This is a genomic window from Mycobacterium sp. 852002-51057_SCH5723018, from assembly GCF_001667035.1.
Lineage (GTDB): Bacteria > Actinomycetota > Actinomycetes > Mycobacteriales > Mycobacteriaceae > Mycobacterium.
Window position 1 is genome coordinate 1 of sequence record NZ_LZIR01000083.1, and the last position, 25,862, is coordinate 25,862.

The window sequence follows — 25,862 nt, forward strand, 5'->3', positions numbered from 1 at the left end:
CGCAACCCCCCCCCCGCCCCCCCCGACGCCCCCCCCGACCCCCCGCGCGCCCACAGCCGGGCGCGGGCCCGCCGCGCCGGGCGGTTGGCTGACGGCTTTCAGCCGTTGGGCGTGGCCGGACCCGAACTCGCGTCGCTGCTCACGCTCATGCGCGACGAGGCGGCAGCGGCGGGGCGTGATCCGGCCGCGCTGGAAGTCACGCTGGGCCACGCGGTCACCAAGATCGATGCGGACCGCGCGGGCGGGCTGCTCGATCAGGGCGCCGACCGGATCGTGTTGTCGATGCCGCCGACCGCCGACATCGAGGAGGCCAAGGACATCCTGTCCGCGTGCGCGCAACGGCTCTCCCTGGACTCGTAGATGACCCTTTCAGGCGAGGACCGGACGGCGCTCAGCGATGTGGTACACCGGTATGCGGCCCACGTCGACGACCGTGAATTTGACGCCGCCACAATGCTTTTCACCGCGACGGCCGAGCTGACGGTCCCCGAGCCGCCGGCCGCGCTGGAGCCGATCCACTCCCACCGCGGCCATGACGCCATCGCCACCGCGCTCGCCGCCGTCGCCGCGGTCATCCGCACCGAACACGCGATCGTCGGCGAGGTCTACGACGCCGCCTCGGCGCCCGGCACCGCCCGGGGGCGCATCGCGTGCATCGCGCACCACTGGAGTCAGCGCGGCGACGAGGTGTCTGATCTCGTGTGGCATCTGCGCTACGACGACGGCTACGAGCTGACCGACGACAGCTGGCGGATCAGCCGCCGCGCCTTGACGATCAACGCCATCGAGACCCGGCCGGCGCGGCGCTTGCTGCCGCGCGACCGCGCCTAGCAGGATCGCGACAAGGACATCTCGCCGCATCACTGGCGCAACGGCCGCCTGCCGGAGACGGTCGAGTGCAAAGAGTTGGAGCGCAACTACAACATCGATGACCAGCCGTTGCCCTACATGCGCGGCAAGCCGCTGCGGCTGCGCCACGAGCTGCAGCACGGGTTCAGACTGGTGAAGTGGATCAAGGGGATCGAATTCGTCGCCGACTGCCGCGACATCGGCAGCGGGTACAGCGGCTACAGCGAAGATCACAAGTATTTCGGACGTCACCAGACGCTGTAGCGCGTTAAACCGTTTGCCCGGATGGGCTTTCGGGTAGCCGCTGGGAAGCGGTGCAACGAAAGTGACATCTGAGGAGACGCTCATGAGGCACAGTGCGCACAGCCCCGTCGACCACGGCGGCACCACTCGTCGGGATGCGGTCGCGTCCATACCGGACTCGCATCGGTCCCCCGGGCTGGTCGTGGTCGCGGCCGCCGCGCTGGCGTTCGTGGTCTGTGTGACCAATTTCGCCCTGGGACAGGCCGACGCCGGCGTCGCCGCCGCCATCGTCTGCCTGCTGGGGTTCGGGGCCGGGCTGGCGTGGGTTGCCATGGACGGCAGGCGGATCCGTGACGCCGATCGGGAGTGGCCGGCAAGTTAGCTCGAGGGTTACTGCAGGGCCGCCAGGTTGTTCACCGATTTGCGTATGTCGTTCCGAAGGACCCTGGCGACCAGCCCTCCGACCGGGCCGCCGAGTACCCCGCCGTTGAGGTCGGCGGTGAGATGGAATTTCGATCCGGGGCCGTCGTCGGTGATGCTCAGCGTCACCGCGATCCGGATCCCGCCGCGGCCACGGCCTTGCAGCTGAACGCAATTCGGCTCGTCGTAGCGGGTGACCTCCCAGCGGATGACGTTGCGGAAGCCCTTGACCTTGATGCACGACGAGACGCACGTGCCTTTCTCGACCTTTGACGGAACCGGTCCGCGCCAGCCCCCGAAGATCGTCATCCACTCGTCGAACCGATTGAGATCCGACGCCAGCTTCCAGGCGGTCCCCGGATCCACGTCCGACGTCATCGATACGTTTACTTGCGCCAAGGTCGTGGCTCCTCCCGGGGTCAACTTCGCAGTCGCATACCCGGGTGCGGCGACGCCATAAACACTGACCTAGGGCCAGGCCTCCTCGAGCTGATGGGCAACGTCGATGACTTGCGCGGCTTGGGACTGCGGTGCGTCGATTTCCTCGGCCACGTATAGGGCGATGAATCGGCGGATTTCACCATCGACGCCGGCCAGGATGCGCAGCACCTCTCCGCGGAAGGACCTCGACGACACGTTGACGGTGATGTCGGACGGACGCGGCTTTGCGACATCGACAATCAGCAGGAGCGGTTCGGCGGCCCGCGCGGTAGCGCGCAGCGCGATGTCTCCGGAGACCACGAAGCGCTGCTTGTCGAGCCTCAGGTCCAGCAAAAGATCGATCGACAGAGGAATGTGAATGACGAACGTGATGGGGTCCCCCAGGCGCCGCGTTACCTTCGGTTCCTGAATCTTGACGTTCGCGCTGACCTTGGCAATCCCGCCGGGGCCCTGAGCAATAGGCTCCATGGCAAACTCGTTTCCCGCGATGTCGGCAAACGCGGCGGCGACACGCTCGGGCGTGACTGCTACCTCGAAGAATCTGCGACCGAACTCTTCGTAGGTGACATAACTCAGATTTTGCATAGGCTTATACCGTCTCACGTCCCCTGCTGGAACGGTCGCTGATCTGCTCGCGTCGCAGCAATTTCGCGTCGGATAGGCCCGTTACCAGGCGAAGCAAAGCCGATGGGTATCACGAGGATGTGATCGGCGCCCACCCCGTTGCCCTGTGAACCGCACCACAGGCGGGGTGCTTCGATTCGGTGTGTCGGCCGCCGGCCTGGGAGGCTTGACTGACTTGGAGGTGTTTGGAGCTAATGTGCGCCCAGGAATTTTCTGAGCCGCGCTCGTTCGGGTCCCGGGTCGAGGGACTGCTCACCTGGCTTGGCGGCGGGCACTGGCGCGAACTCGGTGAGCGCCACGAGCGGTCCACCCACGCCGTGGCCGGCGCGGTCGTGCTGTCGGGAGCCGTGCTGGCCTGGCTGGTCGCCGGCGTAGCGGTCAGCGAGTCGGCACGCTGGTCGCTGCTCGCCGTCGTGCCGGTGACGCTTGTCTTCGGCCTTCTTGTCGGCGCGGTAACCCGCGGAACCGCCGGCGGGCCCGACCGGGGCCGGCGGGGCACCGTCGGACGCGCCGCCGTCGCGGTGGCCATCGGCCTCGTGGTCGGCGAGCTCGCCGCACTCGTCGTCTTTTCCAGCTCGATCGACCACCGCCTCGACCAACGAGCCCTGCACAACGCCGACTCCGCGCCCGCCGTCGCGCAGGCCGCGGCGTCGCTGCAACAAACCAAGGATGCGCGCGCCGCGCTCGACGGCGCCGGCGAGCAGGCCCGCGCGCACCAGGACCAGGCCCTGGTGGTGGCGCGCTGCGAATACCACCCCACGCCCACCTGCCCCCAGACCCGGATCACCGGCGTCCCCGGCACCGGACCCGAGACCCGCACGGCGGACGAGCTTCTCGCCGACGCGCAGCATGAGCTGGACAATGCGTTGGCGGCGCGCGACCGACAGGCACCCGAGCTGGACGCCGGCATCTCGCGCGAGCAGCAGGCCCTCGCCGAGGCACGCCACGACGTCGTCGCGGGCGCCGGCCGCGGCCTGGGTGCGCGCTGGGTCGCCATGAACGACGTGACGTTGGCCAGCCCCGGGGCCGGGGCGCTGCGGCTGCTCACGATCGCGTTTTTCGCGCTGCTCTACCTGCTGCCGCTGATCCTGCGGCTGTGGCGTGGCGAGACAACTCACGATCGACAGGCGGAGGCGCGCGCACAGCGCGAACGCGCCGAGGCCGAGGCCGAGACCGCGATCGCGATCAAGCGCGCCGAGGTGCGCCGCGAGGCCGAGATCATGTGGGCCGAACATCAACTCACGCAAGCGCGGCTTGCCATCGAGGCCCAGGCCGAGATCGACCGCGAACGGCAACGCCGCCGAGTCGTCGAGGAGCTTCAGGCCCCGGTCCACACGCCGTCGGAACGGAGCTTCGAGCCAGTGGAGGAAGACATGTACCTGCCCATCGCCGCGGAGGCGGAGGCGGCCAGCCGGGCGATCGCCCCACTGCCGGAAGACCCGCCGCCCAACCTGCCGGCTCCGGTCCACCCGAGCGGCGAGGTCGAACCACGGGACGAGCGGGCGACGCCGTTGATTCCCTCGATTCCCGACGCCACCAAGGCGGCGGCTCGCTGGATCCGCCCACTTGTGCCGCCGTTCGTCGCGCGGGTGATCGACAACACCACCCAGCCGTTGCGCACCGCGCGGCAGGTGTTCGAAGAGGTCGAAGAAATCACCTTTGCGTTCAAGCGCACCCGCAAGGTGACGCTCAACTCCGAGAGCAACGAAGCCACCGAGCACGCCCCCGCGCCGGAAACCCCACCCGCGTCGGCGTGGATCGCATCGTCGCGCGCGGAGCACGGCCACGGTTCCCACCACTGGTCCGCACCGGCGGTCGGCAGCCGCGGGCAGCACCCGCCGTTGCGGCCGCTGCCCGCCGAGGACGTCTGGGGCCTCTCGCTGGGATCGGCGGAGCGCGACCGCAAGCCCGAGCTGACCGGGCGCGACGGACCGCGCGAACTGGGCGGCCCCGAAGGCCCCCGCCAGCTACCGCCGGCGGAGTGAGCAGCGGGCCGGCCGTCGAGCGACGTTGGCGCGCACCGACGTTGGGCTTCATCTCCGGGGAAGCTGCCGGCAAGCCGTTGTTAAGGTCCAGTTGGCCCGCTAGGGATGCGCCCGCACCGCCGCTTTGCGACAATCACGGAACTATGAGACTCGTACTGCTGCTGGCAAGCGCCGCCGTGGTGGTCGGCACCGCGGCCCCGGCCTACGCCGACCCCGACGCCAAGGATCAAACCTTCCTCACCGCCCTCAACCAGGCCGGACTGACCTACATGAACCCCGACCGCGCGATCACGGCCGGCAAACAGGTGTGCAGCCTGGCCGACGGCGGGATGACCGGCGAGGAAATCGTGAAAAACCTCCAGGACCGCAATCCGGGCTTCCAGGGGCAGGGTGCCGCCAAGTTCGCGGCGATCGCGGCGTCCGCGTACTGCCCCGAAAAGCTGAGCCAAACCGAGGATCAAGGCACCCCCCCGAAGAGCAGCGGCGCCTAGCGCGCCGAGCGCCGACGGTCTCGCACGCCCGCTCCTGCCCCCTGGGCTATGGTGGCGGTCGGCGAAGCGCACAAGTACGGGTGCACCGCGTCAACCCAGCTCCGCCACCTAGGTCCCGTGAAATGCCCACGGTGGGCAGGCCGGGGGAAGGATGTCGTGGACTGGTGAGGCGGGGACAATGTCAGGGCAGGATGTCGCGGTGACGGCCGGAAGAGCTTCGGCCAGCGCATGAAGATTAGCCTGTTCCTGGCGGATGCGGCGCAGGCAGATGCCCAATCCGGGAAGGTCCATGCCCTCGGACTAGGGTGGCGGCAATGCCAAACGCCCACTCCCCCTTTCGCTTTGGTGCTGTTCATGGATATCGACTGGGATGAAACCAACAAGAAACACAAGCTGACCTGCCAGCTGTTGACCACCGATGGTGAGCCGGTGGTGGTGCGGGGGACGCACGCGACCCAGCGGATCTCCTTTGAATTGTCGGCGGAGGCCGGGCGTCCGCCTGGGTCTATTCACGGCACCTCGGTTCGAATGCCGCTCAGCCTCAACATCCCGGGCGGGATACCGCTGGAGCCGGGAATATACGAGTGGCGCGTAGAAGTCGAGGGCTTCGAGCAGGCCACGGTGGTCGAGGCGTTCGTTGTGGTCGGTGCGCCACACGCTCCGGCGCCGTCCCTTTGATGTGCTGCGCCGCAAGCACACTCGTGGTGCCGTCATCCTGAACCGTCCCTGGTGCGCCGGTAAAAGCTTCGTACCCGGGCACGGTTGCCGCAGTCGGCCGTGCTGCACCAGCGGCGGTTCTGCCGGTGGCTGCTGTCGAGAAAGAGCCACCCGCAGTCCGAGTCGCCACATCGCTTGACGCGCGAGCGCGGGACGGCGGTTAGCAGCGCCACCGATTCGACGGCCAACCGGTGTAGCGGGGTTTGCAGCGTCAGCGCCGTGTCGCGCCAGCTGCCGACATCTTCGGCGAGGGTCAGGCGCCTGGCCCGCAGCGCGGATCGGTAGGTGTCGGCGACCCGATCGGCATCGCGGTCCGACCCGGATCCGGTCCAGACGCAGTGGAGCGCCTCCCGGAGCTGTCGGGTCGCACGTAGCGCTCTCGCGGCGCCGGCCCTGTCGGAGGCGGCGCACTCGGCAAGCTCGCGGGCCTCGCGGGGCGACAACACTCCAGCATGACGCGCCCATCCTACGAAGTCGGAGTAGCCCAACAGGTATTCGGTACGACGGCGCGGGTCGCCCCGCCACGCCACCGTGTTGACCAGGTCGACCGCGGGATGACCCCCGCGCAGGTCGAGTTCCGCCGCCGCCGAACGCACCATGACTTTAGCCTAATTCCTAAGATCTGATTTAACCATTAGAACTTCGGGGTACCCGAATACGCATGAGAAACGCGCCCGCACATCCGAAGGATCAGGCCGGATTAGCCGTCGGTGCCTTGTGTCTGTCGGCCTCGGCGATACTGCTGAAGATGGCCGCCACCACGCCGGCCACCGCGACGGCCGCCCGGTGTCTGCTGGCGCTGCCCGTGGTCGTCCTGCTCACGGTCCCGGAATGGCGGCGTGGGCGCGGCCTGTCGCGCCGCGGCGTACTGTCGGCCGTCGCCTGCGGCGCGTTGTTCGCCGCCGACATGCTGCTGTGGACGCAGGCCATTCCCGAGGTGGGGGCGGGCTTGTCGACGGTCCTGGTCAATACCCAGGTCGCCATCGTTCCCCTGCTGAGCTGGGTCGTCGACCGGGAACCCGTCTCGCGCCGATTCCTGCTGGCGCTGCCTGCATTGCTGGCCGGCGTCCTGCTCGCCGGTGGCGTGCTCGAGCACGGAATTTCCGGCAGCAATCCCACGCGCGGAACCGTCCACGCGATCGGCGCAGCGTTGTGCTATTCGGGCTTCCTGTTTCTGCTGCGACGTGGCGGGCAAGCCGGCCAGCCGATGCAGACCTACGCCATCGTGCTTGCGACGTCGGCGGTCCTGGCGGCGGCCGTCGGCCCCTGGTGGCACGGCTTGGACCTCTGGCCCGGCTGGCGCGCCGTCGGCTGGTTGATCCTGGTCGCCATCACCGGGCAGTTGCTCGGCTGGCTGCTTGTGGCCATCCTGTCGGCCCGCCTATCGAGCACCGTCAGCTCCGCGCTATTGCTGCTGATGCCGGTGGGTGCGGTCGCGCTCGGCGCCGGCGTGCTGGGCGAACGCCCCTCGGTGCTGCAGCTGGCCGGGTGTGTGCTCGTGCTGCTCGCCGGCTACGTCGCGAGCTCGGGGGTTCAGCCGAGCCGTGAAAGCGCGACTACCGACGCCTCCGCTCGAGAAACGGCTAGCCCGTTGCGCTTTCGCGGCCCAGATGAGGCCTACGCGACGCGGAACTGTGCATAGAGCTCCGGCAAAAGCACGCCATGCGGTTCATCTCCTGCGCGCGTGGCGGGTGGTGACGACGTCGGCGGCATCGAAGTCCAGCTGCTGCCTGTGCCCCACATCGCAGACGATCGTCACTGCGCCGCGGCGAACTCGACATGGTCGGCCAGCGGTCGGCGCGGGGGTGGTGCAGGGCGGGGCCGGACGGCATGAGCGGACCCATGCCACCTGCTCGATCGGCGTCACGAACCCGATTGTCGCCCCCGCCGATCGCGTTGGCGCCGGCTGGCACGCAGGCGGGTGAGTTGGCGACGGCCGCGGTACCCCCCACGGGACCCCGGCCGCGCCAAGTTCCTACTCGCCGCTCAGCAGCTTGCCGCGGCCGACCGGGCGAACAGCGAGCCCCACTCGTGACGGGCCGCGGACTGTGCGTCGGTGAAGCTGGGTGTCTTCTCGCCGTCGCCCGCCAGGTGTACCAGCGCCCACGCCATCGCGAACACCGGAACCTTGTGACGCAGTGCGGCGCCGTGCAATTCGTCGAAAGCCTCATGCGAAGGGCATCGGCGAAGGCCGATGAGAATCCCCCGTGCGGTGTCGAGAATGCGGCCAGAGTTGGGGCCGTACGAAGTCTGGGCTGGAACCCAGGTCGCCATCATGGTTGTCGATACCTCCTGTTGCGCCCCCACGAAATCCGCTGCTGGCTTAGCGAAGAGAATCCGTGCGGTGCGCATCGTTGCGCCAGTGATCTTCAAAAAGCGCCATCTGCAATGATTTGTGCATCGATCCCCTTGTGCCAGACCGCCGCACATATCGATACGCGGTCGTGACCGTTTCGGGACCGGCCAGCCGGCCGACGAATCAGCCTGCGAGCGCTAAGACTTCGTGCCGCCATTACGCGGCCAGGGCATCGGCTCGGCGCTGCTGGGCGCCGCCGAGTTCGTTATGCGCGCGGGCTCTGCGAGCGACGCCTGAGCCCGACACGGCAGTGCACAGACGATGAACTTCGGGCAACAAACGATTGGGGCTCACGCCGGCCCAGTTCTCGCCCAGTTTTCGAAGGCATGCGGGAAGCGCGAAAGCGCAAGAGGCTGCGCGGTCTAGCGCGCGAAACCGCGGCGAGCTGGGTGACGACCTCTTTGCAGTCGCGGCCTGTCACAGCACGGCGGCGCCGAACGTGTAATCAGCGCGACAAAACCGCCAGACGGTGGCAGTGCATATACGCGGCTCGGCGCAAAGCCGCTCAGCCCGTCGGTGCCGCCTCACAGGATGGCGCCGAGGTCCTTGGCCTTCGCGATGTCGTCCCAGTCGACGTCGAGTTCGAGCAGAATTTCTTCGGTGTGCTGGCCGTGTTCCGGGGCGCGGGCGGGGGCCGGCGGGGTCTCGTTGAATTGAACGGGCGCAGCGACGATCCGGTAGTTCTCGCCGTGGTCGTCGACGTTTGTCACCACGTACCCGTTGGGTTCGACTTGCGGGTCGTTCAGCGTCTCGCGGGGCGTCGCCAGCGCGGCCCACACCCCGGGTTCGTCTTGCAGCACCTTCTGCCAGTGCGCAAGGTCATGGCGGGCAAAGGCGTTCGCCACGATCTCGGTCGCGGCCGCGGCGTTGGCTACCAGGTTGCTTGACGGCACGAATCGCTCGTCGGTGGCCAACTCGGCGAGGCCCATCCGCTCACAGAAGCCGGCCCAGTATTTGTCGGGCTGCAAGAACACCAGCTGAATCCACCTGCCGTCTTTGGTCTTGTACCTGTTGACGAGCGGATTGATGGCCAACCCGGGCGGGGCGCCCGGGATGCCGTCGATGTCGAAGAAATCGGCCGCCGAAATCGACGGCGCGATCGCCCACATCGCTTGCGCCAGTAGCGAGGAGTCCACGATCGTCGGTTCGCCGGTGCGTTCCCGGTGAAACAACGCGGCGCACACGCCGCCGGCCAGGGTGGCGCCGCCCTGCAGGTCGCCGAACCCGGGGCCCTGGACGGCGGGGTTTTCGCTTCCGAACGGAGTGAGCGTGTACGCGACCCCGCCGCGCGCCAGGTACGTGGCGGCGTCGAACCCTCCGCGATCCCGGTCCGGGCCCCGGACGCCCAGCCCGGTGCCGCGCGCGATGATGATCTTCGGGTTGAACGAGCGGATGTCTTCGACGGTCAGACGCGCCCGCTCCAGAGCGCCGGGCAGCCAATTGGTCAAGAACACATCCGCACTGGCCAACAAGCGGCCGAACAATTCGCGGCCAACCTCGGATTTGACGTCGATCGCGATGCTGCGCTTGCCGCGGTTGCCCAACTCGAGGATGAAATCCGCGTCCGGGCGGGCCGCTTCGCGCGTGAAACCACCGACGACGAGGGCGCGCCCCGGATCCCCTGAGGCCACGCCTTCCACCTTGATCACGTCGGCACCCCAGTCGGACAGGGCCGCGCCGGCCGACGGCACATACGTCCACGACGCCAACTCGACAATTCGGACACCTCGCAGGACGCCTTGAAGGCCGCCACTGTCTACGCCGGACATCGCCATCCCCTCGGTCGGCACCATTCCTTGCTATTTTAGGTATTCTAGCTACCCTAAGGGATATCGATAGCCGGCCGCGGCCACGCGCAAGTTTCCGTGGAGCAGATGAGATGGAGCCGACCATTGGCCCCATCCCGATCCGTGACGCGGTGTGCGCGAGGCGCCACGAATCGCGTTGCCCCCCAAGGAGACATCCCCAGACAGGCACGGCGGTAGGCGCCGGGACAAGGGACGAGCGATGGGCAGGGTGACGGGCAAGGTCGCTGTCATCAGCGGCGCCGCGCGCGGTCAGGGACGCTCGCACGCGCGGCTACTGGCGGCCGAAGGCGCCGACATCATCGCGGTGGATGTCTGCGCCGATATCGAAACCAACGAGTACCCCCTGGCCCGGCCGGAGGATCTCGACGAGACGGCGCGATTGGTCGAAAAGGAGGGGCAGCGCGCGGTCACGGCGATCGCCGACGTCCGCGACCGAGTGGCCCTGGCCGCCGCCATCGACCGGGGGGTGGCCGAGTTCGGCCACCTCGACGTCGTGGTGGCCAACGCCGGCATCTGCCCGCTCACCGCGGGCCTTCCGCCCCAGGCGTTCGCCGACGCCGTCGACGTGGACCTGGTCGGCGTGCTCAACCTGGTGCACGCGAGCCTCAAACATCTGCAGGCGGGCGCATCGATCATCGTGATCGGCTCCAATGCGGCGTTCATGTCATCGATGAACACCACCGGCATCGACGGCGGTCCCGGTGGAGCCGGCTACGCGTTCGCCAAACTCGCTGCGGCACATTACGTCAACGACTTCGCCCTGGCGCTGGCCCGCTTCTCCATCAGGATGAACGCGGTGCATCCGACGAATGTCAACACCGACATGTTGCACAGCGCGCCGATGTACCGCGCCTTCCGGCCCGATCTGAAGGAACCTACCCGCGCGGATGCCGAGCCGGTTTTCCCGGTGGTGCAGGCGATGCCCATCCCCTACGTGGAACCCGAGGACATCAGCGAGGCGGTTTTGTTCCTGGCCTCCGACGCGGCGCGCTACATCACCGGCCAGCAGTTGCGCGTGGACGGCGGCGGCTTCCTCAAGGTGAAGCCGTGGTCGGGGGCATGACGGCGGTGGCACCAATGGGACTGTCCGACAATGACTCCCGCGATACTGCGCGTCGCCTCTACGAGTTGATGGTCCTGATGAAGGCCGCCGACGACCGGCTGTCCAAGGGCATCGGTACGGGTGAATTCATGTGCGTGTACTGGCCGTCGCGCGGCCAGGAGGCCATCGCCGCCGCGATGGGTGTGGCGCTGCGGCCCGACGATCAATTGGTGACGACCTACCGGGGGCTGCACGACCTCATCGGCAAGGGGGTCCCGCTCGAGGAGATCTACGGCGAGATGATGGGGCGCACCGTCGGCGCCGGCCGCGGCAAGGGCGGCACCATGCACATCGCCAACCCCGACAGGGGCGTCATGCTCTCCACCGGAATCGTGGGGGCGGGGCCGCCGGTGGCCGTGGGGTTGGCGCTGGCGGGCAAGCGCAAGGGCCTCGACCGCGTCACCGTCGTCAGCTTCGGCGACGGGGCAACGAATACCGGGTCATTCCACGAGGCGGCCAACATGGCCGCGCTGTGGGATCTACCGCTCGTGTTCGTTTGTCAGAACAACCTTTTCGCCGAGATGACGCCGACGTCGGCGACCATGAAGCTCGACCACGTCGCGCAACGGGCGGCCGGCTACGGCATGCCGGGCGTTCGCGTCGACGGCAATGACCCGCTGGCGGTCAAATCGGCGCTCGACGAAGCGTTGGCGCGCGCCCGCGGCGGCGAGGGCCCCACCCTCATCGAGGCCGTGACCTTCCGCTTCCGCGGCCACTACTTCGGCGACCGGATGCCCTATATCCCCAAAGATCAACTCGCCGCGGCGATGGCGGCTGACCCGGTGCCGCGTTTCCGCGACCACCTGGCCGGGGCCGGCATCTGCGGCGCCGAGGAGCTCGACCGCATCGACAACGAGGCGCTGGCCAGGGTGGAGGACGCCCTGGCCACGGTCATGGGCGCGGAGTCCCCGTCCCTCGAGGAACTCGACCGCGACGTGTACGCAACCCCGATCAGGTACCCGGTCTGAGGATAGGCGATGGACGAAAAGGAGATGACGATGCGCGAGGCGCTCAACCTCGCGCTCGACGAGGCGCTGGGCGCCGACGACCGAGTGTTCCTGCTGGGCGAGGACATTGCCGATCCGGGCGCATCCGGGCCTACGGCGGGGCTGTCCACAAAGTACGGCCCCGAACGCGTGCTGGACACGCCCATCTCGGAGGCCGCCATCCTGGGCGCCGCGATCGGTGCGGCGATCGACGGGATGCTGCCGGTGGCCGAGATCATGATCATGGATTTCATCGGAATCGCCGCCGATCAGCTCATCAACAACGCCGCCAAGCTGCGGTTCATGACCGCCGGGCGAACCTCGGCGCCGATCACCGTCCGCACCCAGGTTTACGGCGGGCTGGCCACCGGCGCCACACACTCGCAGAGCCTGGAAGCCTGGTTCATGCACATTCCCGGCATGAAGGTGATCGTGCCCTCCACCCCCCGCGACGGCAAAGGCCTGCTGACGGCGGCGATCTTCGACGACGACCCCTGCCTGTTCGTCGAGACAATCCGGCTGCAAGGCAAGAAGGGACCCGTCCCCGTCGGACCCGGGTTCTCAATACCGTTGGGCCAGGCCGACATCAAGCGACCGGGCACCGACGTGACGCTGATCAGCTATGGGCGCAGCATCCACGACGCGCTCGCGGCGGCGGCCACGCTGCAGGAGCAGGGCATCAGCGCCGAGGTCGTCGATTTGCGCACCCTGGTGCCGCTCGACGTCGAGACCATCGTCGAGTCCGCCAGGCGCACCAGGAGAGTCGTGATCGTGCACGACGCGGTGCAATTCGCCGGGCCGGGAGCCGAGATCGCCGCGATCCTGCAGTCCGAACTGTTCGGCGAGCTGGCCGCGCCCGTCGAACGGGTCGGCGCCCGCTTCATCCCCAACCCGGCCGCCGCGGCGCTCGAGGCGCAGGTCTATCCGTCCCCGGCGCGGATCGTCGAAGCCGCGCTCGCCACGCTGGGGGGCACATTCGAAAGGGCGGGGAAGGCCAAAGCGCATGGGTGACTTCATCATCCGCATCCCGCGGGTGTCGGTGGCCGTCTCCGAAGCCGAACTCACCGACCTCCTCGTCGGCGCCGGCGAGCACGTCGCGGCCGGCACGCCCATCTACGTGATCGCCACCGAGAAGGCGGAACAGGAAATAGAAGCGGGAGCGTCGGGGACCGTGCACTGGACGGGCCAGGTCGGGACCACCTACGACATAGGCGCCGAAATCGGTGTCATCACTTCATAAACCAAAAGCGGAAGATAACCGAAAGAGCGAAAGGCAACGCGTATGGACCTCAACGAGACCCGCGAGAGGATCATCTACGAAAAGGAAGGCCCCATCGCCCGCGTCACGCTCAACTGGCCCGAAAAGGCCAACGCCCAGGACCAAAAGCTGGCCGAAGAAGTCGACGCCGCGTTGCTGGACGCCGACCGCGACTATGACGTCAAGGTGCTGATCCTGAAGGCCAACGGCAAGGGCTTCTGCTCCGGCCACGCCATCGGCAACAACGCTGTCGACTACCCGGCCTTCGTCGAAGGCGCCAATGTCATGGGCACACCGTGGAAACCGCAGACCGACCTGTTCGTCAAACCGGTCATGAACCTGTGGGAGTTCTCCAAGCCGACCATCGCGCAGGTGCACGGGTACTGCGTCGGCGGGGGCACCCACTACGGGCTGACCACCGACATCGTCATCGCCTCCGAGGACGCCTACTTCTCCTACCCCCCGCTGCAGGGTTTCGGCATGCCGTCCGGTGAATGCTCGATCGAGCCGTGGGTCTTCATGAACTGGCGGCGCGCGGCGTATTACCTCTACCTCGCCGAGGTGATCGACGCGAAGAAGGCACTCGAGGTCGGTCTGGTCAACGAGGTGGTGCCGCGCGAGCAGCTGGGCGACCGCGTCGAGGCCATCGCCCGCCATATCGCGCAGGCGCCGATGACGACTTTGCTGGCCACCAAGGCCAACCTCAAGCGTGCCTGGGAGCTGATGGGCATGCGGGTGCACTGGCAAAGCTCCAACGACCTCGTCGCGCTCGCGTCGGTCAGCAAGGACGTACAGCAGCTGATCCAGCAGGTGTTCAAGGACAAAGTGCTGCCGTCCGAGCAAGCCCGGCGCCAGGCGGCCGCGGCCGCCTCGACCGACGGCGCCGCAACGCCCTAGGGTCCCCGGTGAACATCGCCGACCACGCGAGCACCGCCGCCGAGGCGCCGGCGATCGTCGCCGACGGCGAGGCCATCTCGTACGGCGAGCTGTACGCCAGAAGCCAACGGGTGGCCGCCGTCCTGCATGGGGCCGGACTGCGGCCGGGCGACGGCGTGGCCCTGGTGTTGCCGAATCGTCCCGAGTTCTTCGAAATCGCCTGGGGCTGCCAGCTTTCCGGCCTCTACTACACGGCGGTCAACACCCACTTCACGCCCGACGAGGTCGCCTACGTCATCGACGACTCCGACGCGAAGGCGGTGATCGTCGACGCCGCAGAGGCCGACCTTGCCGCACACGTCCGTGCGGCCAACACGCGCGTTGACGCCCACCTCGCGGTCGGGGGTCTGCTGCCCGGCTGGTTCCCCTACCAGGACGCCCTGGCGGCGGCGGGCGATGCGCCGCCGTTGTCGGACGGTTCGGAGATGCTCTATTCGTCGGGAACCACGGGACGCCCCAAGGCCGTTCGCCGACCGCTCCCGTCCGACGGCAACGGGTCGTGGGCCCAGGCGGTCCTCGAGATGGCGTTGATCCACAAGTACGGGATGGATCGCTCCAGCGTGTACCTCTCCCCCGCGCCGCTCTATCACGCGGCGGGGGTGAACTACACCATGGCGGTGCACCGGGTGGGCGCCGCCTCGATCCTGATGCGCAAGTTCGACGCCGAAGCCGTGCTCCGGTTGATCGACACGCACCGGGTCACCCACGCTCAGTTCGTGCCGACGATGTTCGTGCGGATGCTCAAGCTGCCCGAATCGGTCCGGCGAGCCTATGACGTCTCCAGCCTCGAGTGCGTGATCCACGCCGCCGCCCCTTGCCCGGTGGACGTCAAGCACCGCATGATGGAGTGGTTCGGCCCCATCATTCACGAATATTACGGCGGCACAGAAGGATTCGCGGGTACGACGATCGGCCCCGAGGAGTGGCTGGCCCATCCCGGATCGGTCGGCAGGCCGTTCAGCCCCGTCCACGTGGTCGGGGAGGACGGGCTCGAGCTTCCGGTGGGCGCGGTCGGCGAGTTGTTCTTTGAGGGCGGACCCGATTTCGAGTACTTCAAGGACCCGGCGAAGACGGCGTCGGTCTACAACGACCGGGGCTGGCGATCGCTGGGCGACATGGGGTATGTCGACCAGGACGGATACCTCTACCTCACCGACCGTTCGACGTTCATGATTGTCTCGGGCGGGGTGAACATCTACCCGCAGGAGGTGGAGAACCTGCTGGTAATGCATCCCAAACTCGTGGACGCGGCGGTGTTCGGCGTCCCCAACGACGAGTTCGGCGAGGAGGTCAAGGCCGTCGTGCAACCGGTCGCCGGCATCGTGCCGGGCCCCGACCTGGAAGCCGAGCTCATCACCTACTGCCGGACTCACCTCGCCGGCTACAAGTGCCCGCGCACAGTCGAATTCGAGCCGGCGTTGCCCCGCGACCCCAACGGGAAGCTCTACAAGCGGCGCCTGCGCGAACCGTATTGGCAGGGGCGGGTATCCCGGATCGTATGAAGGGCAAGGGAAACTGAGATGGCGACCACCGAAGTGAATTGGACACCGCTGCCGGTGCCGTGGGCGGTCCAGACCCCCGATCGGATCCCGAAGCAGCGCTACTACGACCCCGAGTTCTACGCCATGGAGTGCGAGATGCTCTGGCCGCGGGTGTGGCAGATGGCTTGCCGGCTCGAGGAAATCCCCAAGCCCGGCGACTACGTCGAGTACGAGATCCTCGACGACTCCATCATCGTCGTCCGGCTCGATGCCGAAAACATCCGCGCCTACCACAACGCCTGCCGCCACCGCGGCGTAAAGCTGGTGGAGGGCAACGGGAACCGCCGCACCTTCGTCTGCCCCTTCCACGGCTGGTGCTGGGGGATCGACGGGCGCAACACCTTCGTCCTGCGCCCGGAGGAATTCGACGAGGACAACCTCAGCCCCGACGATCTTCGCCTCGTGCCGGTCCGGTGCGAGCTGTGGGGCGGATGCGCGTGGATCAACCTCGACGACGACGCCCCGCCATTGCGAGACTGCTTCGAGCCCTTCGCCTCCATCTATGACGCGTGGCAAGTGGAGTCGCTACGAGTCGAGTGGTGGCAGGCGTGCCTGCTGCCGGTGAATTGGAAGCTGGCGACGGCGGCATTCATGGAGGGCTACCACGTCCCGCAGACCCATCCGCAGCTGCTGCCGTCATCGCAGCCGACACCGCCTTCCAAAGCGCCGGGGCTGGCCCAGACGAACCTGTACTTCATGCGCACCCTGGGCGAGGGCATGGCCGGAATGACGCACGAGAACGACATTCGCATCGCCGAGGGCCTGCAGAACATGGAGTTGCCGGCCGACCCGGCCGCGGCGATGGCCACCTGGCGCCACACCCTGAACGACGCCATCGTCAGGTGGCATCGGGCCCGGGGCTGCGCCATGCCCGACCTCAACGAGCTGGAGCGGCGCGGCGTCGTCGATGCGATCAATTTCGCGTTTCCGCACTACTTTTTGCTACCCCAGTACAGCAGCGCATCGTCGTACCGGATCCGTCCGCTCGGCCCGGAGGAGACGTTGTTCGAGATCTGGTCGCTGACCCGCATTCCACCGGACCAGATCACCGGCAAGCCCACGCCACCGGAGCCCATGGCGCCCGACGACCCGCGTTGGCCACCCATCCCCGCGCAGGACTTTTCAAACTTGCCCAAGCAGCAAAAAGGTCTGCACTCCAAGGGGTTTGAGTACATGCGGTTGTCCAGCCGGATCGAAGGGCTGATCTCCAACTTCGAACGGGTCGTCGACGGCTTCCTCGCCGGCCTGCCCTACGAAGCGCTGGTACCCGCGATCCAGAAGACCAACACGACCATCGACGTGCCGATGGCCGACCTCGGGTTCACCTCCGGCGTCGCGACCGGGCCGCGATGACCACCGACTGGGACCGCTCCGTCGACCTGCTCATCGCGGGCAGCGGCGGCGGCGGCATGGTGGCGGGGCTGGCCGCACTCGACTGCGGGCTCGAGCCGCTGATCATCGAAAAGCAGGCGCTGGTCGGCGGATCGACGGGGCTGTCGGGCGGCATCGTCTGGATGCCGAACAACCCCTTGATGCGGGCCGAGGGCATCGCGGACTCGCACGAGGACGGCCTGGCTTACCTGGCCGACGTGGTCGGCGACATCGGTGCGCCTTCCTCCCCCGCGCGCCGCGAGATGTTCCTCACCGCGGGCTACGAGATGGTCAATTTCCTTAGCCGCAAGGGTCTTCGGCTGATCCGGTGCGCGGGCTGGAGCGACTACTACCCCAATCACAAGGGCGGCAACGAGTCCGGCCGCGCCATCGAGGGCATCCCATTCGACGCCGCCGAGCTGGGCAGCTGGCGCGACAAGGTGCAGCCGCCGCTGGCCAAGAACTACGGATTCCTCGTCCTGACCAACGAACTGCGCTCGGTACAGTACTACAACCGGTCGCCGCGCGCGTTCGCCGTGGCGACCCGGGTGTTTCTGCGCACCGCGGCCGCGCGTGTTCGCCGTCGCCAGATCCTGACCAACGGCGCATCACTGATCGCACAAATGCTCAAGGCGCTGATCGAGCTGAGCGACGGCCAACCCCCGCTGTGGACGAACGCCGCGATGGACGACCTCATCGTCGAGGATGGCCGGGTCGTCGGCGCGCGAATCACGCGCGACGGGGTGCCGGTGAACGTGGAGGCGCGCAAGGGAGTCCTGTTGGCCGCCGGCGGCTTTGGCCACAACAAAGAGATGCGCCGCCGGTACAGCGGCGACCAACCCAACGAGGCGCAGTGGTCGATCGCCAACGCCGGCGATACCGGTGAGGTGCTGCAGGCCGCGATGCGGCTGGGCGCCAAGACCGATCTGCTCGACGAGGCCTGGTGGCTGCCTTCGGTTTTCATCGCCAACGGTGGTGCCGCCGCCGCGTCGCTCGGCTCTGGGCGGCAACGGCCTGGAGCCATCTACGTCGATGCCACCGGCCGTCGATTCTGCAACGAGTCGAACTCCTACGTCGAGGTCGGCAAGGCGATGTACGCCAACAAGGCGGTGCCGTGCTGGATGATCTTCGACGACGGATACGTGTGTCGATACGTCACCAGCACAAACCCATTCAAGCGGGGCCAGAACCTGCCCCCGGAACTCATCGAAAGCGGTGCCGTCAGGCGCGGCGACACCATTGCCGACCTCGCCCGCCAAATCGACCTTCCCGCCGACGAATTGGCGCGGACGATCGGCCGGTTCAACCGCTTCGCCGCAAAGGGACTGGACCCCGACTTCGGGCGCGGCCAGTCCGCCTACAACGACTGCCTGGGCGATCCGGGCTACCGGCCCAACGCGGCCGTCGGCCCGCTCGACCGCGCGCCGTACTACGCGACCCGGGTCTTCCCGGCCGACGTCGGGACGTGCGGGGGCGTGGTCACCAACGAGCATGCGCAGGTGCTCGACGAGCAGGACCTGGTGATCGAGGGCCTGTACGCCACCGGCAACACCACCGCGACGGTGATGGGGCGCACGTATCCGGGCGCCGGCGCCAGCATCGCCAGCTCGATGGTGTTCGGCTACGTCGCCGCGCGGCACGCCGCCGGCCGAAGAATCGCCGGCGAGAAGGCGCGTTAAGAAGTCTCGTCGCGGCCGACGAAATCGCGGGGCTTCATGCCCGATTGCATGAGTTCGGCGCGGCGCGCCTGGACATCGGACGCGGCGCCCACCATGTTGGTCAAGATGTGGCTGACCTGAAGGTGGACCCGCATCCCCATCAACTCCCACGCGCGCTTCACGTTGTTCTTCACCGCCATCAGCGTGGTCAACGGGATTTGCGCGATCTTGCGCGCCATTTCCTCGACGGTGTTCTCGAGATCCTCCCGCGGCACAACGCGATTGAGCAGACCCCAGTCGAGCGCTTGCTGCGCGGACAGGGTCGGCGCCAGCAGCAGCCAGTCCATGGTGCGGTGCCAGTTCATCAGCAGCCACGGCTCGATCATGGTGTGCCCGCCGGGTTCGCCGAGGCTTTGGGCAAGGGGCATCTGGAAATACGCGTCTTCGGATGCCACGCAGAAGTCGGTCAGCAGCCCGAGGTAAATACCGCCGCCCATGCAATAGCCGTGGATCTGCGAGATCGTCGGCTTGGGAAACTCCCACAGATACAGCGTCGGCCACAGGAAAAGGTCGGCGGTTCCCTTGTACAGGTCCTCGAAGGTATTTCCGAAGTCGGGGTAAGGGTTCTCATCCGGGCCCCAGCGGGCGACGTGTCCGCCGCAAAAGCCGTTGCCGTTGGCCTTGAGGATGACCACTTTGATCTCGCTGTCGCGGTCGGCCTCGTGCAGGCAATTGTCGACTTCGGTGACCAATACCGCGTCCTTGGTATTGGCCTTGTCGACCCGATTCAGGATGATCCGCGCAATTGGCGGTTCGCGTTCATAGATGATCGCTTCGAGCACGCGCCGCTCCATCTTGGTGACATTACCGGGTTGCGAGACTGCGCTGAGCCCGCCGAGCCTGCGTCCAGGGCGCGATTTCGCGGCAATTCATGATCGGTGCGCAGGCTCGACGGCTGGGCCAAGACCACTCAGGCGCGGGCCAGGAGCCACGCGCATCCGTCGCCCTCGCCGGCGGCCACCAGGTCCAGTTGGCCGAACGCGGCGGGCAGCTCGCCGGGGGCTGCCCGGAACGGCCCGGGTACGGCCCCGACCTCGCTGAGCGCGGCGATCGCCAGCAGGCCGCCCGGGGCGAGGCGCTCGATGATCGCCCGATCGAGGCGGCGGTCACGGAATTTGTGGCAGACGATGACGTCGACGGGCGGACCCGGGGGCAGCCCGTCGTCGAGGTCAATGATGTCGAAGCGGCAGCGATCGTCGACCCCGGCGCGGCGGGCCAGGTCCCGTGCCTGACCGATGGCTACCGGCGAAATATCCAATCCCCTGACGTCCAGCCCGCGCCGGGCCAGCCACACCGCCCCGAGCCCTGGTCCACACGCCACGTCGAGTGCCCTTCCGGCGGTGGGGAACAGGTCCGCGTGGCCGGCCAGGGCGTCGGGTGGCCCGATCGCGGTCAGCGGCGGCGCCCGCTGAGCGGAGTGCCGCTCGTCCCAGCGACGCCTGTCCCCCTCGGCCATCGGCACACCACCTTTCCGCGGAATTGTTGGCCGTTCGTCCCGTTTCTACACTGGACCGGTGTCTAGAAAAGCGGTTTCCCCGGCCGACGGCCTCGTCGACGTGGACGATCGCGGGGGCACCGCGCGCCGGTCGGACCGCCGGCCCGCCCAGACGATCCGCAAGGTGCTCGACGCCGGACTGGAAGAACTGCGCGAATCGTCGTACGCGAACCTGACGATGCGCGCGGTCGCGACCCGCGCCGGCGTATCCCCGGCGAGCGCCTACACCTACTTCCCGTCGAAAAGCGCGCTGGTGGCGGCGGTATACCTGCGTTTTCTGCGCGACCTGCCGCTGCACACCGACGTCAATGACACCACCAAGGCCCGCGTCGGCGCGACGCTGCGGGACATGGCCTTGGTGGTCGCCGACGAGCCGGAGCTGACCGTCGCGTGCGGTGCCGCCCTGATGGCCGACGACCCGGCGGTCAAGCCGCTGCGTGAGCAGATCGGCGAGGAGGTGTCCCGACGGATCGCGGCCGCGCTTGGCCCGGGATGGCCGCGTGCGGTGAAGTCGACCCTGCAGATGATGTTCTCGGGTGCGCTGATGACGGCGCGGTTCGTCAGCTACGACGAGATCGCGGGGCAGCTCGACGAAGCAGTCGCCCTCATCCTGCGCGCGTCAGAAGCGTCCTGACCGACCGGCGCCCGGAGCCGGTTGATCCGTTCCCCGGGGTCGGCGATCCTCAACGAACCAACGTTGACGACGACCAGAGGAGCGGACGTGGTTGGTCTGGGACAGATCGCGCTTAACAGCGCGCCGGTGTTCGGTGGCGCATTGCTGGCGATCGCCGCCGGCCAGTTCAAGGCGCCGGATTATCGCGAGGCGATCAAAAAGGACATGGACCTGCTGGAGCGGCTCCCCCCGGCGGCCGGCAAGAGGCGCGACGAATTGCGGCGCACCATCGACGCCCGCATCGATGACCTGATCGAATCCGTCGACAGAAGCCGCGCGATGCGCAGGGCGGCGCTGACCTACCGGGGCAACTGGCGGGACGTGGTGCTCTTTCTTTGTGTGCTGATGTTCACCGTCATCTGGTGGGACGTCAAGCACAGCCGCAGCAGTTGGCTGCCGATGTTCATCCTGCTCATCGTGCTGGCTGTGGTGACCGCCGCCTACACGGTCCGTGGCGCGCTGCGCGCGGGCAGCTCGTTGGTGCACCGCCCGCGCGCCACGGATCGGCAGGACCGGCTTCCCGGCGCCGACGCGGAGTAGTGATGGACCGACTTGGTCACATGTCACCGCCGTGGTGCATGGCCGGGACGCACCCACCGGCGCGCTGTGAACGGCGCTGACCTGGGACATCCCTGCACCGCCGGAGTTCAGCGACCATCCGGGTGTTCCCTGGTCGGCACCCGCTCGCTGAGCAGCCGCTGGCGCTCTGTGTCAAAATGCGGTGCGTGCCGTTATCTCCCCTCCCCCGGCTGATTTGTGCTGCGGTAGCGCCGTTTTGGGCGTTATTGATCGCACCCGTTCCTTCTGCGTCGGCCGAGCCGTGCCCCGACGTCGAGGTGGTGTTCGCCCGAGGCACCAACGAACCGCCCGGCGTCGGCCGGATCGGCCAGGATTTCGTCGACACCCTGCGCTCGCGCGTCGGCAGCAAGTCGCTCGGCGTGTATCCGGTGAACTACCCGGCCTCCACGAATTTCCCCACGGCCATCGACGGCATCACCGACGCGGGCCACCATGTCGAGTCCATGGCGGCCAGCTGCCCCAGGACCAAGATGGTGCTCGGCGGATATTCCCAGGGCGCGGCGGTGATGGGTTTCGTCACCGCCAACACGGTGCCCGATGGGGCAAACCTCGCCGACCCGCCGCAGCCGATGCCGGCCGACGTCGCCAATCACGTCGCCGCGGTCACCCTCTTCGGCACTCCGTCGACCCAGTTCATGAGCATCATCAACGAGCCGTCGGTCACGATCGGCCCGCAGTACGCGGCCAAGACGCTCGAGTTGTGCGTGCCGAACGACCCGGTGTGCTCGGGGTCGGGATTCCCGGCCGCGCACCGGCAGTACGTCGAGGCCGGGATGGTCGATCAGGCGGCCGACTTCGCCGCGGGACGCCTCTAAGGCCGGCCGGCCGCGATTTTTCTCAAGGCCCGACGCCGTCGCGGGTGAGAGTATCGGGGACAACGCCATCCCGGATCGAGCCCGAGGAGGTCGAGTGGCGATGGACGGGCGACCCGAATTGGGGCCGAGTCAGTAACGCGGCCCGGCCCCGGTCTCGAGGACTTCGACGGCCGCATCGATGTTGGGAATGATCGTCGGGCCGTAGCCGCTCACCAGCTGCCCCAGCGCGCGAGCGATGTGCGGGCCGACCGCCGCGGCGGCCAGAACCTCCTCCGCAAGCACGATGCCGTTGACCACATGCGCGGCGCTCAAACGGCCGTCGGGGACGACCTCGTATCGCCAGTCACCGATCTGGACGCGCTCCGCCTGCGAGCGGAAGAAACCCCGCCGAGCCGGGAACAGGATCACGCCGGGAACCGCACCAAAGACCTTGACCACCAGCCCAACTCCCCCAGGCCCGCCCAGGGCCGAGCCGACGGCGCGAGTGACGCGCTCTTGATCGAAGCTGGTCATCAATCGCTCATCGAGAGGATGAACGACGGCGTCAGGGTCTGCGGCTCGCCGCCGCGACGCACGGCCGTGCCCGCCGCGTAGAACTCCACCGTGTGGTGTCCCCACGCGTAGTTGGAGATGGCGAAATGCACACCGACGACACCGTTTGCGCCGTCTCGCTCTGCCTCGCCCTGCATCCGGGACATCGCCAGTTCACGAGCCTGGTAGCTGCCCTGGGTCCATTGCGGCATCTCCGTGTTGCGTCCCGCCTGCTTCAGCATGGTCAAAAACCCTTGCACCGCAACGTGGAACACGCAGTTGCCCATCACGAAGGCGACCGGGGTGTATCCCGACCGCAGAAGCGTCGTCAGGTCCTGGCCGGACAGGTGGCTGCTGAACGCCTGCCCGTTGGGGCGCCGATACGCCCCCGGCTTCGCGACGTAACGCACCGCGGTGCCGACCGCGATGAACTCGAGGTGCTCGCCCTCCCCCTGATGCCGCCAGTCCAAACGGACGCCCACCACTCCGTCCGCCCCGAGCGCATCGGCCTCCGCCTGCATCCGCGACATCGCGTTCCAGCGCGCCCGATACGTCGCCTCGGTCAGCACGGGCAGCTCCGACTGTTGCCTGATGCCGGTGAACTGATAGCCCACGTGGTAGACCGACACGCCCATCACCAGCTCGATCGGTTCGAATCCGGCGCTATGCAGCAACGCGAACTCGTTGATGGACAGATCGGATGTGAATACCTTGCCGGCGTGCGACAGCCGTTCGCTGGCAACGGGGTCGAGCGAGTTCGGTTGCATCGTCAGTGTCCTCCTGCGGTCGGGAGGTCAGCCTAGCCCGGCGACGGCGAGCGCCGGTACGGCGCGAGTAAGGAGTCTGGCCATCAACCTAGCCCGTAAATGGCTCGATGAACCGATCGCGGCGCGGCCTCGTTATCTATCCCAGTACCGGCGACCTGGGGGGCGGTCGCGCGCCAAGAAGTGCTGACTGGCGGGAGGGTCATGTTCAGACGGGTCGAGACCTGCAATGCCCCCAGGAACACACTGCTGACCATCGAACTCCGCAACGTGGTGCGCGAATACCGGATCGGCGGTCAATCGGTGCGTGCGCTCGACGAGATCAGTCTGCGGCTCGAGGGCGGGCAATTTCTGTCGATAGTCGGTCCGTCGGGCGCGGGCAAGAGCACGCTGCTGCATTTGCTCGGCGCACTGGACGCCCCCGACTCCGGGTCCATCGAATTCGACGGCGACGAGATCGGCCGCCTCAGCGATGAGCAGCAGTCACAGTTTCGCCACCATCGGGTGGGCTTCATATTCCAGTTCTTCAACCTGCTGCCAACGCTGTCGGCGTGGGAGAACGTCGCGGTGCCGAAGCTGCTCGACGGCGTCCGACTGGGCAAGGCCAAACCCGACGCGATCCGGCTGCTGGAGCGGGTCGGCCTCGGCAACCGGACCGAGCACCGACCCGCCGAGCTGTCCGGTGGGCAGATGCAGCGGGTCGCCGTGGCGCGCGCGTTGATGATGGACCCGCCGTTGATCCTCGCGGACGAACCAACCGGAAACCTCGATTCCGCGACGGGCGGGTCGATCTTGGCGCTCCTCTCCGAGGTGGCACACGAGCCCGGCCGCGGCCGGCTGGTGGTGATGGTGACCCACAACGCCGAGGCGGCCGAAGCGACCGATCGCGTGATCACGCTGCAGGACGGCCGGATCGGTTCCGACGCGCGGGCGGGGGCCCCGGTGTGAGACCGCGCTCGACGATGGGTGCCACCGCCGGCCGGCTGCGCCTGTTCAGCCTGCGTGAACTCGCCGTGCATCGCCGGCGCACTATCGCATCGATCACCGTAATGGCCGTCTCGGCAATGTATCTGGTCGCGGTGTTCGGCATCTTCGGATCGATCAGCGGATCGGTCAACCGGCTCGCCGACGGAATCGCGGGCATCGCTTCCCTCGAGGTGTCGGGCATCACCGACGCGGGATTCCCCGATTCGATCACCGCCGACGTGGCCGCCGTTCCCGGGGTCGCGACCGCGGCACCGATGATTCGGACGTCGACGTCCACGTCGTCGGCGCCCGTCCTGCTGTTCGGCGCCGACGAGCGCCTTGGCGCGCTGGGCGGCGCGCTCAAGGATGCGTTGACAAATGGGATGAAAAATGACTCCGCGGGGCAGCCGGCGAACCCATCCGGTCCATCCGGCCCGCCGAACGTCGTGCGCGTCGGGCCCGGTGCCGGTCATGGGAAAGGCGAGACGTTCCAGCTGGGCTCCGCGTCGGTCACCGTCAGCGAGGTGCTCACCGGCGGGCAGGCCGCCGCCCTCAACGGCGGGCACTATGTCCTGGCCCCACTTGCCTTGGCGCAGAACATCGCCGGACGGCCGGGACAGCTCGACTCGATCCTGATCACCACCAAACCCGGCGCCGATGTGACTCAGGTTCGGGCGGCGGTCACCGCCGCGGTGAACGGCCGGGCGATCGTCGCCGAACCCAGCATGCGGGCGACTCGGGCCGGCGACGGCGTCAAGCTGATGAATTACATGGCGCTGATGGGCGCCATGGTCGCACTGATGGTCGGCGCGTTTCTGATCTACACCACGATGACCATGGCCATCAGTCGGCGCCGGCCGGTCATCTCGTTGCTGCGCGCGCTCGGCGGCCGTCGCACGACGATCGTCCGGGACATGCTCGCGGAGGCGGCGATCCTGGGTGTCCTCGGCGGGGGCATCGGGTCGGTGATCGGAATACTGATGGGGCGCATCGCCATTGGCCGATTGCCACCGGCCATCACGCAAGGGCTGGAGGCCCGCATCGAATACTGGCTGCCCGGCTACGCCATACCGGCCGCCGTCGTGGGGGCCCCCGTGCCCCCCCGGGGGGGCGGGGCGCGGGGGGGGGGGGCGGGGGTGAAAGTGGGGCCGCGCGCGGGGGGGGCGGGGGGGGGGGGTTGGGCGGGGGGCGCG

General features: G+C 67.9%; 28 protein-coding genes and 2 pseudogenes. 21 read left to right on the forward strand and 9 right to left on the reverse strand.

The annotated features are described in order from the left end of the window. From A5764_RS17750 to A5764_RS17765, 4 genes and pseudogenes are all read left to right on the forward strand, one after another. Window positions 1-360: pseudogene (locus tag A5764_RS17750) on the forward strand (LLM class flavin-dependent oxidoreductase); the annotation flags it as partial. Next, window positions 361-831 (forward strand): nuclear transport factor 2 family protein, encoded by a 471-nt coding sequence (locus A5764_RS17755; protein ID WP_067114903.1) that lies wholly within the window; start codon window positions 361-363, stop codon window positions 829-831. A 9-nt stretch (window positions 832-840) separates the two neighbouring features. Beyond that, window positions 841-1,113 (forward strand): annotated as a pseudogene (locus A5764_RS17760) (molybdopterin-dependent oxidoreductase); the annotation flags it as partial. Window positions 1,114-1,195: 82 nt separating this feature from the next. Then, on the forward strand, window positions 1,196-1,474 hold the full coding sequence (locus A5764_RS17765) for a LapA family protein (RefSeq protein ID WP_369807337.1): 279 nt from the start codon (window positions 1,196-1,198) through the stop codon (window positions 1,472-1,474). An 8-nt stretch (window positions 1,475-1,482) separates the two neighbouring features. Here the strand turns inward: A5764_RS17765 and A5764_RS17770 are convergent, their stop codons facing one another. Together A5764_RS17770 and A5764_RS17775 are read right to left on the reverse strand one after the other, a co-directional pair. Beyond that, window positions 1,483-1,911, reverse strand: a complete 429-nt coding sequence (locus tag A5764_RS17770) for an SRPBCC family protein (protein WP_197501599.1) — start codon at window positions 1,909-1,911, stop codon at window positions 1,483-1,485. A 69-nt stretch (window positions 1,912-1,980) separates the two neighbouring features. After that, entirely contained in the window at window positions 1,981-2,538 is a 558-nt protein-coding gene (locus A5764_RS17775; protein ID WP_067114909.1) for a hypothetical protein, read from the reverse strand. A 233-nt stretch (window positions 2,539-2,771) separates the two neighbouring features. Here A5764_RS17775 and A5764_RS17780 point away from each other — a divergent pair, with 233 nt between their 5' ends. The 3 genes from A5764_RS17780 to A5764_RS17790 all read left to right on the forward strand — a co-directional run bounded on the left by A5764_RS17780 (window position 2,772) and on the right by A5764_RS17790 (window position 5,731). Beyond that, entirely contained in the window at window positions 2,772-4,562 is a 1,791-nt protein-coding gene (locus tag A5764_RS17780; RefSeq protein WP_067114911.1) for a DUF4407 domain-containing protein, read from the forward strand. 143 nt (window positions 4,563-4,705) lie between these two features. Then, window positions 4,706-5,053 (forward strand): DUF732 domain-containing protein, encoded by a 348-nt coding sequence (locus A5764_RS17785; protein WP_067114917.1) that lies wholly within the window; start codon window positions 4,706-4,708, stop codon window positions 5,051-5,053. A gap of 228 nt (window positions 5,054-5,281) precedes the next feature. Further along, complete coding sequence (locus tag A5764_RS17790) at window positions 5,282-5,731, forward strand: hypothetical protein (protein WP_067114919.1); 450 nt, start codon at window positions 5,282-5,284, stop codon at window positions 5,729-5,731. Between the two features lie 32 nt (window positions 5,732-5,763). On the opposite strand, the gene A5764_RS17795 is transcribed toward A5764_RS17790, so the two are convergent. Next, window positions 5,764-6,369, reverse strand: coding sequence for a CGNR zinc finger domain-containing protein (locus tag A5764_RS17795; RefSeq protein ID WP_067114920.1), 606 nt, complete (start codon window positions 6,367-6,369; stop codon window positions 5,764-5,766). A 62-nt stretch (window positions 6,370-6,431) separates the two neighbouring features. Between A5764_RS17795 and A5764_RS17800 the strand changes: the two genes are divergently transcribed. Beyond that, entirely contained in the window at window positions 6,432-7,412 is a 981-nt protein-coding gene (locus A5764_RS17800) for a DMT family transporter (RefSeq protein ID WP_067114922.1), read from the forward strand. A gap of 344 nt (window positions 7,413-7,756) precedes the next feature. Here the strand turns inward: A5764_RS17800 and A5764_RS17805 are convergent, their stop codons facing one another. Further along, complete coding sequence (locus A5764_RS17805) at window positions 7,757-8,047, reverse strand: ANTAR domain-containing protein (RefSeq protein WP_067114924.1); 291 nt, start codon at window positions 8,045-8,047, stop codon at window positions 7,757-7,759. A 603-nt stretch (window positions 8,048-8,650) separates the two neighbouring features. Then, on the reverse strand, window positions 8,651-9,895 hold the full coding sequence (locus A5764_RS17810) for a CaiB/BaiF CoA-transferase family protein (RefSeq protein ID WP_156664739.1): 1,245 nt from the start codon (window positions 9,893-9,895) through the stop codon (window positions 8,651-8,653). A 238-nt stretch (window positions 9,896-10,133) separates the two neighbouring features. On the opposite strand from A5764_RS17810, the gene A5764_RS17815 reads away from it, so the two are divergent. From A5764_RS17815 to A5764_RS17850, 8 genes are read left to right on the forward strand one after another with little or no spacing between them, the layout of a single operon-like run. Continuing rightward, a complete protein-coding gene (locus tag A5764_RS17815; protein ID WP_067114932.1) occupies window positions 10,134-10,997 on the forward strand; it encodes a mycofactocin-coupled SDR family oxidoreductase in 864 nt (287 codons plus the stop codon). A gap of 14 nt (window positions 10,998-11,011) precedes the next feature. After that, the gene (locus A5764_RS17820; RefSeq protein WP_067114960.1) at window positions 11,012-12,004 is read left to right on the forward strand and encodes a thiamine pyrophosphate-dependent dehydrogenase E1 component subunit alpha; all 993 of its coding nucleotides are present in this window, start codon (window positions 11,012-11,014) and stop codon (window positions 12,002-12,004) included. 9 nt (window positions 12,005-12,013) lie between these two features. Continuing rightward, window positions 12,014-13,033, forward strand: coding sequence for an alpha-ketoacid dehydrogenase subunit beta (locus tag A5764_RS17825; RefSeq protein WP_067114934.1), 1,020 nt, complete (start codon window positions 12,014-12,016; stop codon window positions 13,031-13,033). Then, window positions 13,026-13,262, forward strand: coding sequence for a lipoyl domain-containing protein (locus A5764_RS17830; protein ID WP_067114936.1), 237 nt, complete (start codon window positions 13,026-13,028; stop codon window positions 13,260-13,262). The genes A5764_RS17825 and A5764_RS17830 overlap by 8 nt, the downstream gene beginning before the upstream one ends. A 42-nt stretch (window positions 13,263-13,304) precedes the next feature. After that, window positions 13,305-14,177: an enoyl-CoA hydratase/isomerase family protein gene (locus A5764_RS17835; RefSeq protein WP_067114938.1), complete on the forward strand. Its 873-nt coding sequence runs from the start codon at window positions 13,305-13,307 to the stop codon at window positions 14,175-14,177. An 8-nt stretch (window positions 14,178-14,185) separates the two neighbouring features. Next, on the forward strand, window positions 14,186-15,718 hold the full coding sequence (locus A5764_RS17840; RefSeq protein WP_067114940.1) for an acyl-CoA synthetase: 1,533 nt from the start codon (window positions 14,186-14,188) through the stop codon (window positions 15,716-15,718). An 18-nt stretch (window positions 15,719-15,736) separates the two neighbouring features. After that, complete coding sequence (locus tag A5764_RS17845) at window positions 15,737-17,110, forward strand: SRPBCC family protein (protein ID WP_067114942.1); 1,374 nt, start codon at window positions 15,737-15,739, stop codon at window positions 17,108-17,110. Further along, the gene (locus A5764_RS17850) at window positions 17,107-18,807 is read left to right on the forward strand and encodes an FAD-binding protein (RefSeq protein ID WP_067114944.1); all 1,701 of its coding nucleotides are present in this window, start codon (window positions 17,107-17,109) and stop codon (window positions 18,805-18,807) included. The genes A5764_RS17845 and A5764_RS17850 overlap by 4 nt, the downstream gene beginning before the upstream one ends. Here A5764_RS17850 and A5764_RS17855 read toward each other — a convergent pair. Both A5764_RS17855 and A5764_RS17860 read right to left on the reverse strand, forming a co-directional pair. Then, window positions 18,804-19,640, reverse strand: coding sequence for an enoyl-CoA hydratase-related protein (locus tag A5764_RS17855; RefSeq protein ID WP_067114947.1), 837 nt, complete (start codon window positions 19,638-19,640; stop codon window positions 18,804-18,806). The two genes, A5764_RS17850 and A5764_RS17855, sit on opposite strands and share 4 nt — an antisense overlap. Before the next feature lie 116 nt (window positions 19,641-19,756). Next, window positions 19,757-20,302 (reverse strand): cyclopropane-fatty-acyl-phospholipid synthase family protein, encoded by a 546-nt coding sequence (locus A5764_RS17860; RefSeq protein WP_067114949.1) that lies wholly within the window; start codon window positions 20,300-20,302, stop codon window positions 19,757-19,759. A 100-nt stretch (window positions 20,303-20,402) separates the two neighbouring features. Between A5764_RS17860 and A5764_RS17865 the strand changes: the two genes are divergently transcribed. From A5764_RS17865 to A5764_RS17875, 3 genes are all read left to right on the forward strand, one after another. Beyond that, the gene (locus A5764_RS17865; protein ID WP_067114950.1) at window positions 20,403-20,975 is read left to right on the forward strand and encodes a TetR/AcrR family transcriptional regulator; all 573 of its coding nucleotides are present in this window, start codon (window positions 20,403-20,405) and stop codon (window positions 20,973-20,975) included. An 87-nt stretch (window positions 20,976-21,062) separates the two neighbouring features. Beyond that, on the forward strand, window positions 21,063-21,554 hold the full coding sequence (locus A5764_RS17870; RefSeq protein WP_067114952.1) for a hypothetical protein: 492 nt from the start codon (window positions 21,063-21,065) through the stop codon (window positions 21,552-21,554). A 176-nt stretch (window positions 21,555-21,730) separates the two neighbouring features. Further along, a complete protein-coding gene (locus A5764_RS17875; RefSeq protein WP_067114966.1) occupies window positions 21,731-22,408 on the forward strand; it encodes a cutinase family protein in 678 nt (225 codons plus the stop codon). Window positions 22,409-22,537: 129 nt separating this feature from the next. On the opposite strand, the gene A5764_RS17880 is transcribed toward A5764_RS17875, so the two are convergent. Further along, a complete protein-coding gene (locus A5764_RS17880; protein WP_067114954.1) occupies window positions 22,538-22,921 on the reverse strand; it encodes a DUF5073 family protein in 384 nt (127 codons plus the stop codon). After that, window positions 22,921-23,706 carry a heavy metal-binding domain-containing protein gene (locus A5764_RS17885; protein WP_067114956.1) on the reverse strand — a complete coding sequence of 262 codons (786 nt, stop codon included), beginning with the start codon at window positions 23,704-23,706 and terminating at the stop codon, window positions 22,921-22,923. The genes A5764_RS17880 and A5764_RS17885 overlap by 1 nt, the downstream gene beginning before the upstream one ends. Window positions 23,707-23,952: 246 nt before the next feature. On the opposite strand from A5764_RS17885, the gene A5764_RS17890 reads away from it, so the two are divergent. Further along, window positions 23,953-24,651 carry an ABC transporter ATP-binding protein gene (locus tag A5764_RS17890; protein WP_067114968.1) on the forward strand — a complete coding sequence of 233 codons (699 nt, stop codon included), beginning with the start codon at window positions 23,953-23,955 and terminating at the stop codon, window positions 24,649-24,651. A 14-nt stretch (window positions 24,652-24,665) separates the two neighbouring features. Next, window positions 24,666-25,862 (forward strand): ABC transporter permease (locus A5764_RS17895; protein WP_156664738.1); only part of this gene is annotated, 1,197 nt, incomplete at its 3' end.

Excerpts from the sequence above, each read along its gene's own strand:
- A5764_RS17755 (WP_067114903.1), top strand. The coding sequence starts at position 361 with ATGACCCTTTCAGGCGAGGACCGGACGGCGCTCAGCGATGTGGTACAC.
- A5764_RS17765 (WP_369807337.1), top strand. The coding sequence starts at position 1,196 with ATGAGGCACAGTGCGCACAGCCCCGTCGACCACGGCGGCACCACTCGT.
- A5764_RS17775 (WP_067114909.1), bottom strand. The coding sequence starts at position 2,538 with ATGCAAAATCTGAGTTATGTCACCTACGAAGAGTTCGGTCGCAGATTC.
- A5764_RS17780 (WP_067114911.1), top strand. The coding sequence starts at position 2,772 with ATGTGCGCCCAGGAATTTTCTGAGCCGCGCTCGTTCGGGTCCCGGGTC.
- A5764_RS17785 (WP_067114917.1), top strand. The coding sequence starts at position 4,706 with ATGAGACTCGTACTGCTGCTGGCAAGCGCCGCCGTGGTGGTCGGCACC.
- A5764_RS17790 (WP_067114919.1), top strand. The coding sequence starts at position 5,282 with ATGAAGATTAGCCTGTTCCTGGCGGATGCGGCGCAGGCAGATGCCCAA.
- A5764_RS17795 (WP_067114920.1), bottom strand. The coding sequence starts at position 6,369 with ATGGTGCGTTCGGCGGCGGCGGAACTCGACCTGCGCGGGGGTCATCCC.
- A5764_RS17800 (WP_067114922.1), top strand. The coding sequence starts at position 6,432 with ATGAGAAACGCGCCCGCACATCCGAAGGATCAGGCCGGATTAGCCGTC.
- A5764_RS17805 (WP_067114924.1), bottom strand. The coding sequence starts at position 8,047 with ATGATGGCGACCTGGGTTCCAGCCCAGACTTCGTACGGCCCCAACTCT.
- A5764_RS17810 (WP_156664739.1), bottom strand. The coding sequence starts at position 9,895 with ATGTCCGGCGTAGACAGTGGCGGCCTTCAAGGCGTCCTGCGAGGTGTC.
- A5764_RS17815 (WP_067114932.1), top strand. The coding sequence starts at position 10,134 with ATGGGCAGGGTGACGGGCAAGGTCGCTGTCATCAGCGGCGCCGCGCGC.
- A5764_RS17820 (WP_067114960.1), top strand. The coding sequence starts at position 11,012 with ATGGGACTGTCCGACAATGACTCCCGCGATACTGCGCGTCGCCTCTAC.
- A5764_RS17825 (WP_067114934.1), top strand. The coding sequence starts at position 12,014 with ATGGACGAAAAGGAGATGACGATGCGCGAGGCGCTCAACCTCGCGCTC.
- A5764_RS17830 (WP_067114936.1), top strand. The coding sequence starts at position 13,026 with ATGGGTGACTTCATCATCCGCATCCCGCGGGTGTCGGTGGCCGTCTCC.
- A5764_RS17835 (WP_067114938.1), top strand. The coding sequence starts at position 13,305 with ATGGACCTCAACGAGACCCGCGAGAGGATCATCTACGAAAAGGAAGGC.
- A5764_RS17845 (WP_067114942.1), top strand. The coding sequence starts at position 15,737 with ATGGCGACCACCGAAGTGAATTGGACACCGCTGCCGGTGCCGTGGGCG.
- A5764_RS17850 (WP_067114944.1), top strand. The coding sequence starts at position 17,107 with ATGACCACCGACTGGGACCGCTCCGTCGACCTGCTCATCGCGGGCAGC.
- A5764_RS17855 (WP_067114947.1), bottom strand. The coding sequence starts at position 19,640 with ATGGAGCGGCGCGTGCTCGAAGCGATCATCTATGAACGCGAACCGCCA.
- A5764_RS17860 (WP_067114949.1), bottom strand. The coding sequence starts at position 20,302 with ATGGCCGAGGGGGACAGGCGTCGCTGGGACGAGCGGCACTCCGCTCAG.
- A5764_RS17875 (WP_067114966.1), top strand. The coding sequence starts at position 21,731 with ATGCGGTGCGTGCCGTTATCTCCCCTCCCCCGGCTGATTTGTGCTGCG.
- A5764_RS17880 (WP_067114954.1), bottom strand. The coding sequence starts at position 22,921 with ATGACCAGCTTCGATCAAGAGCGCGTCACTCGCGCCGTCGGCTCGGCC.
- A5764_RS17885 (WP_067114956.1), bottom strand. The coding sequence starts at position 23,706 with ATGCAACCGAACTCGCTCGACCCCGTTGCCAGCGAACGGCTGTCGCAC.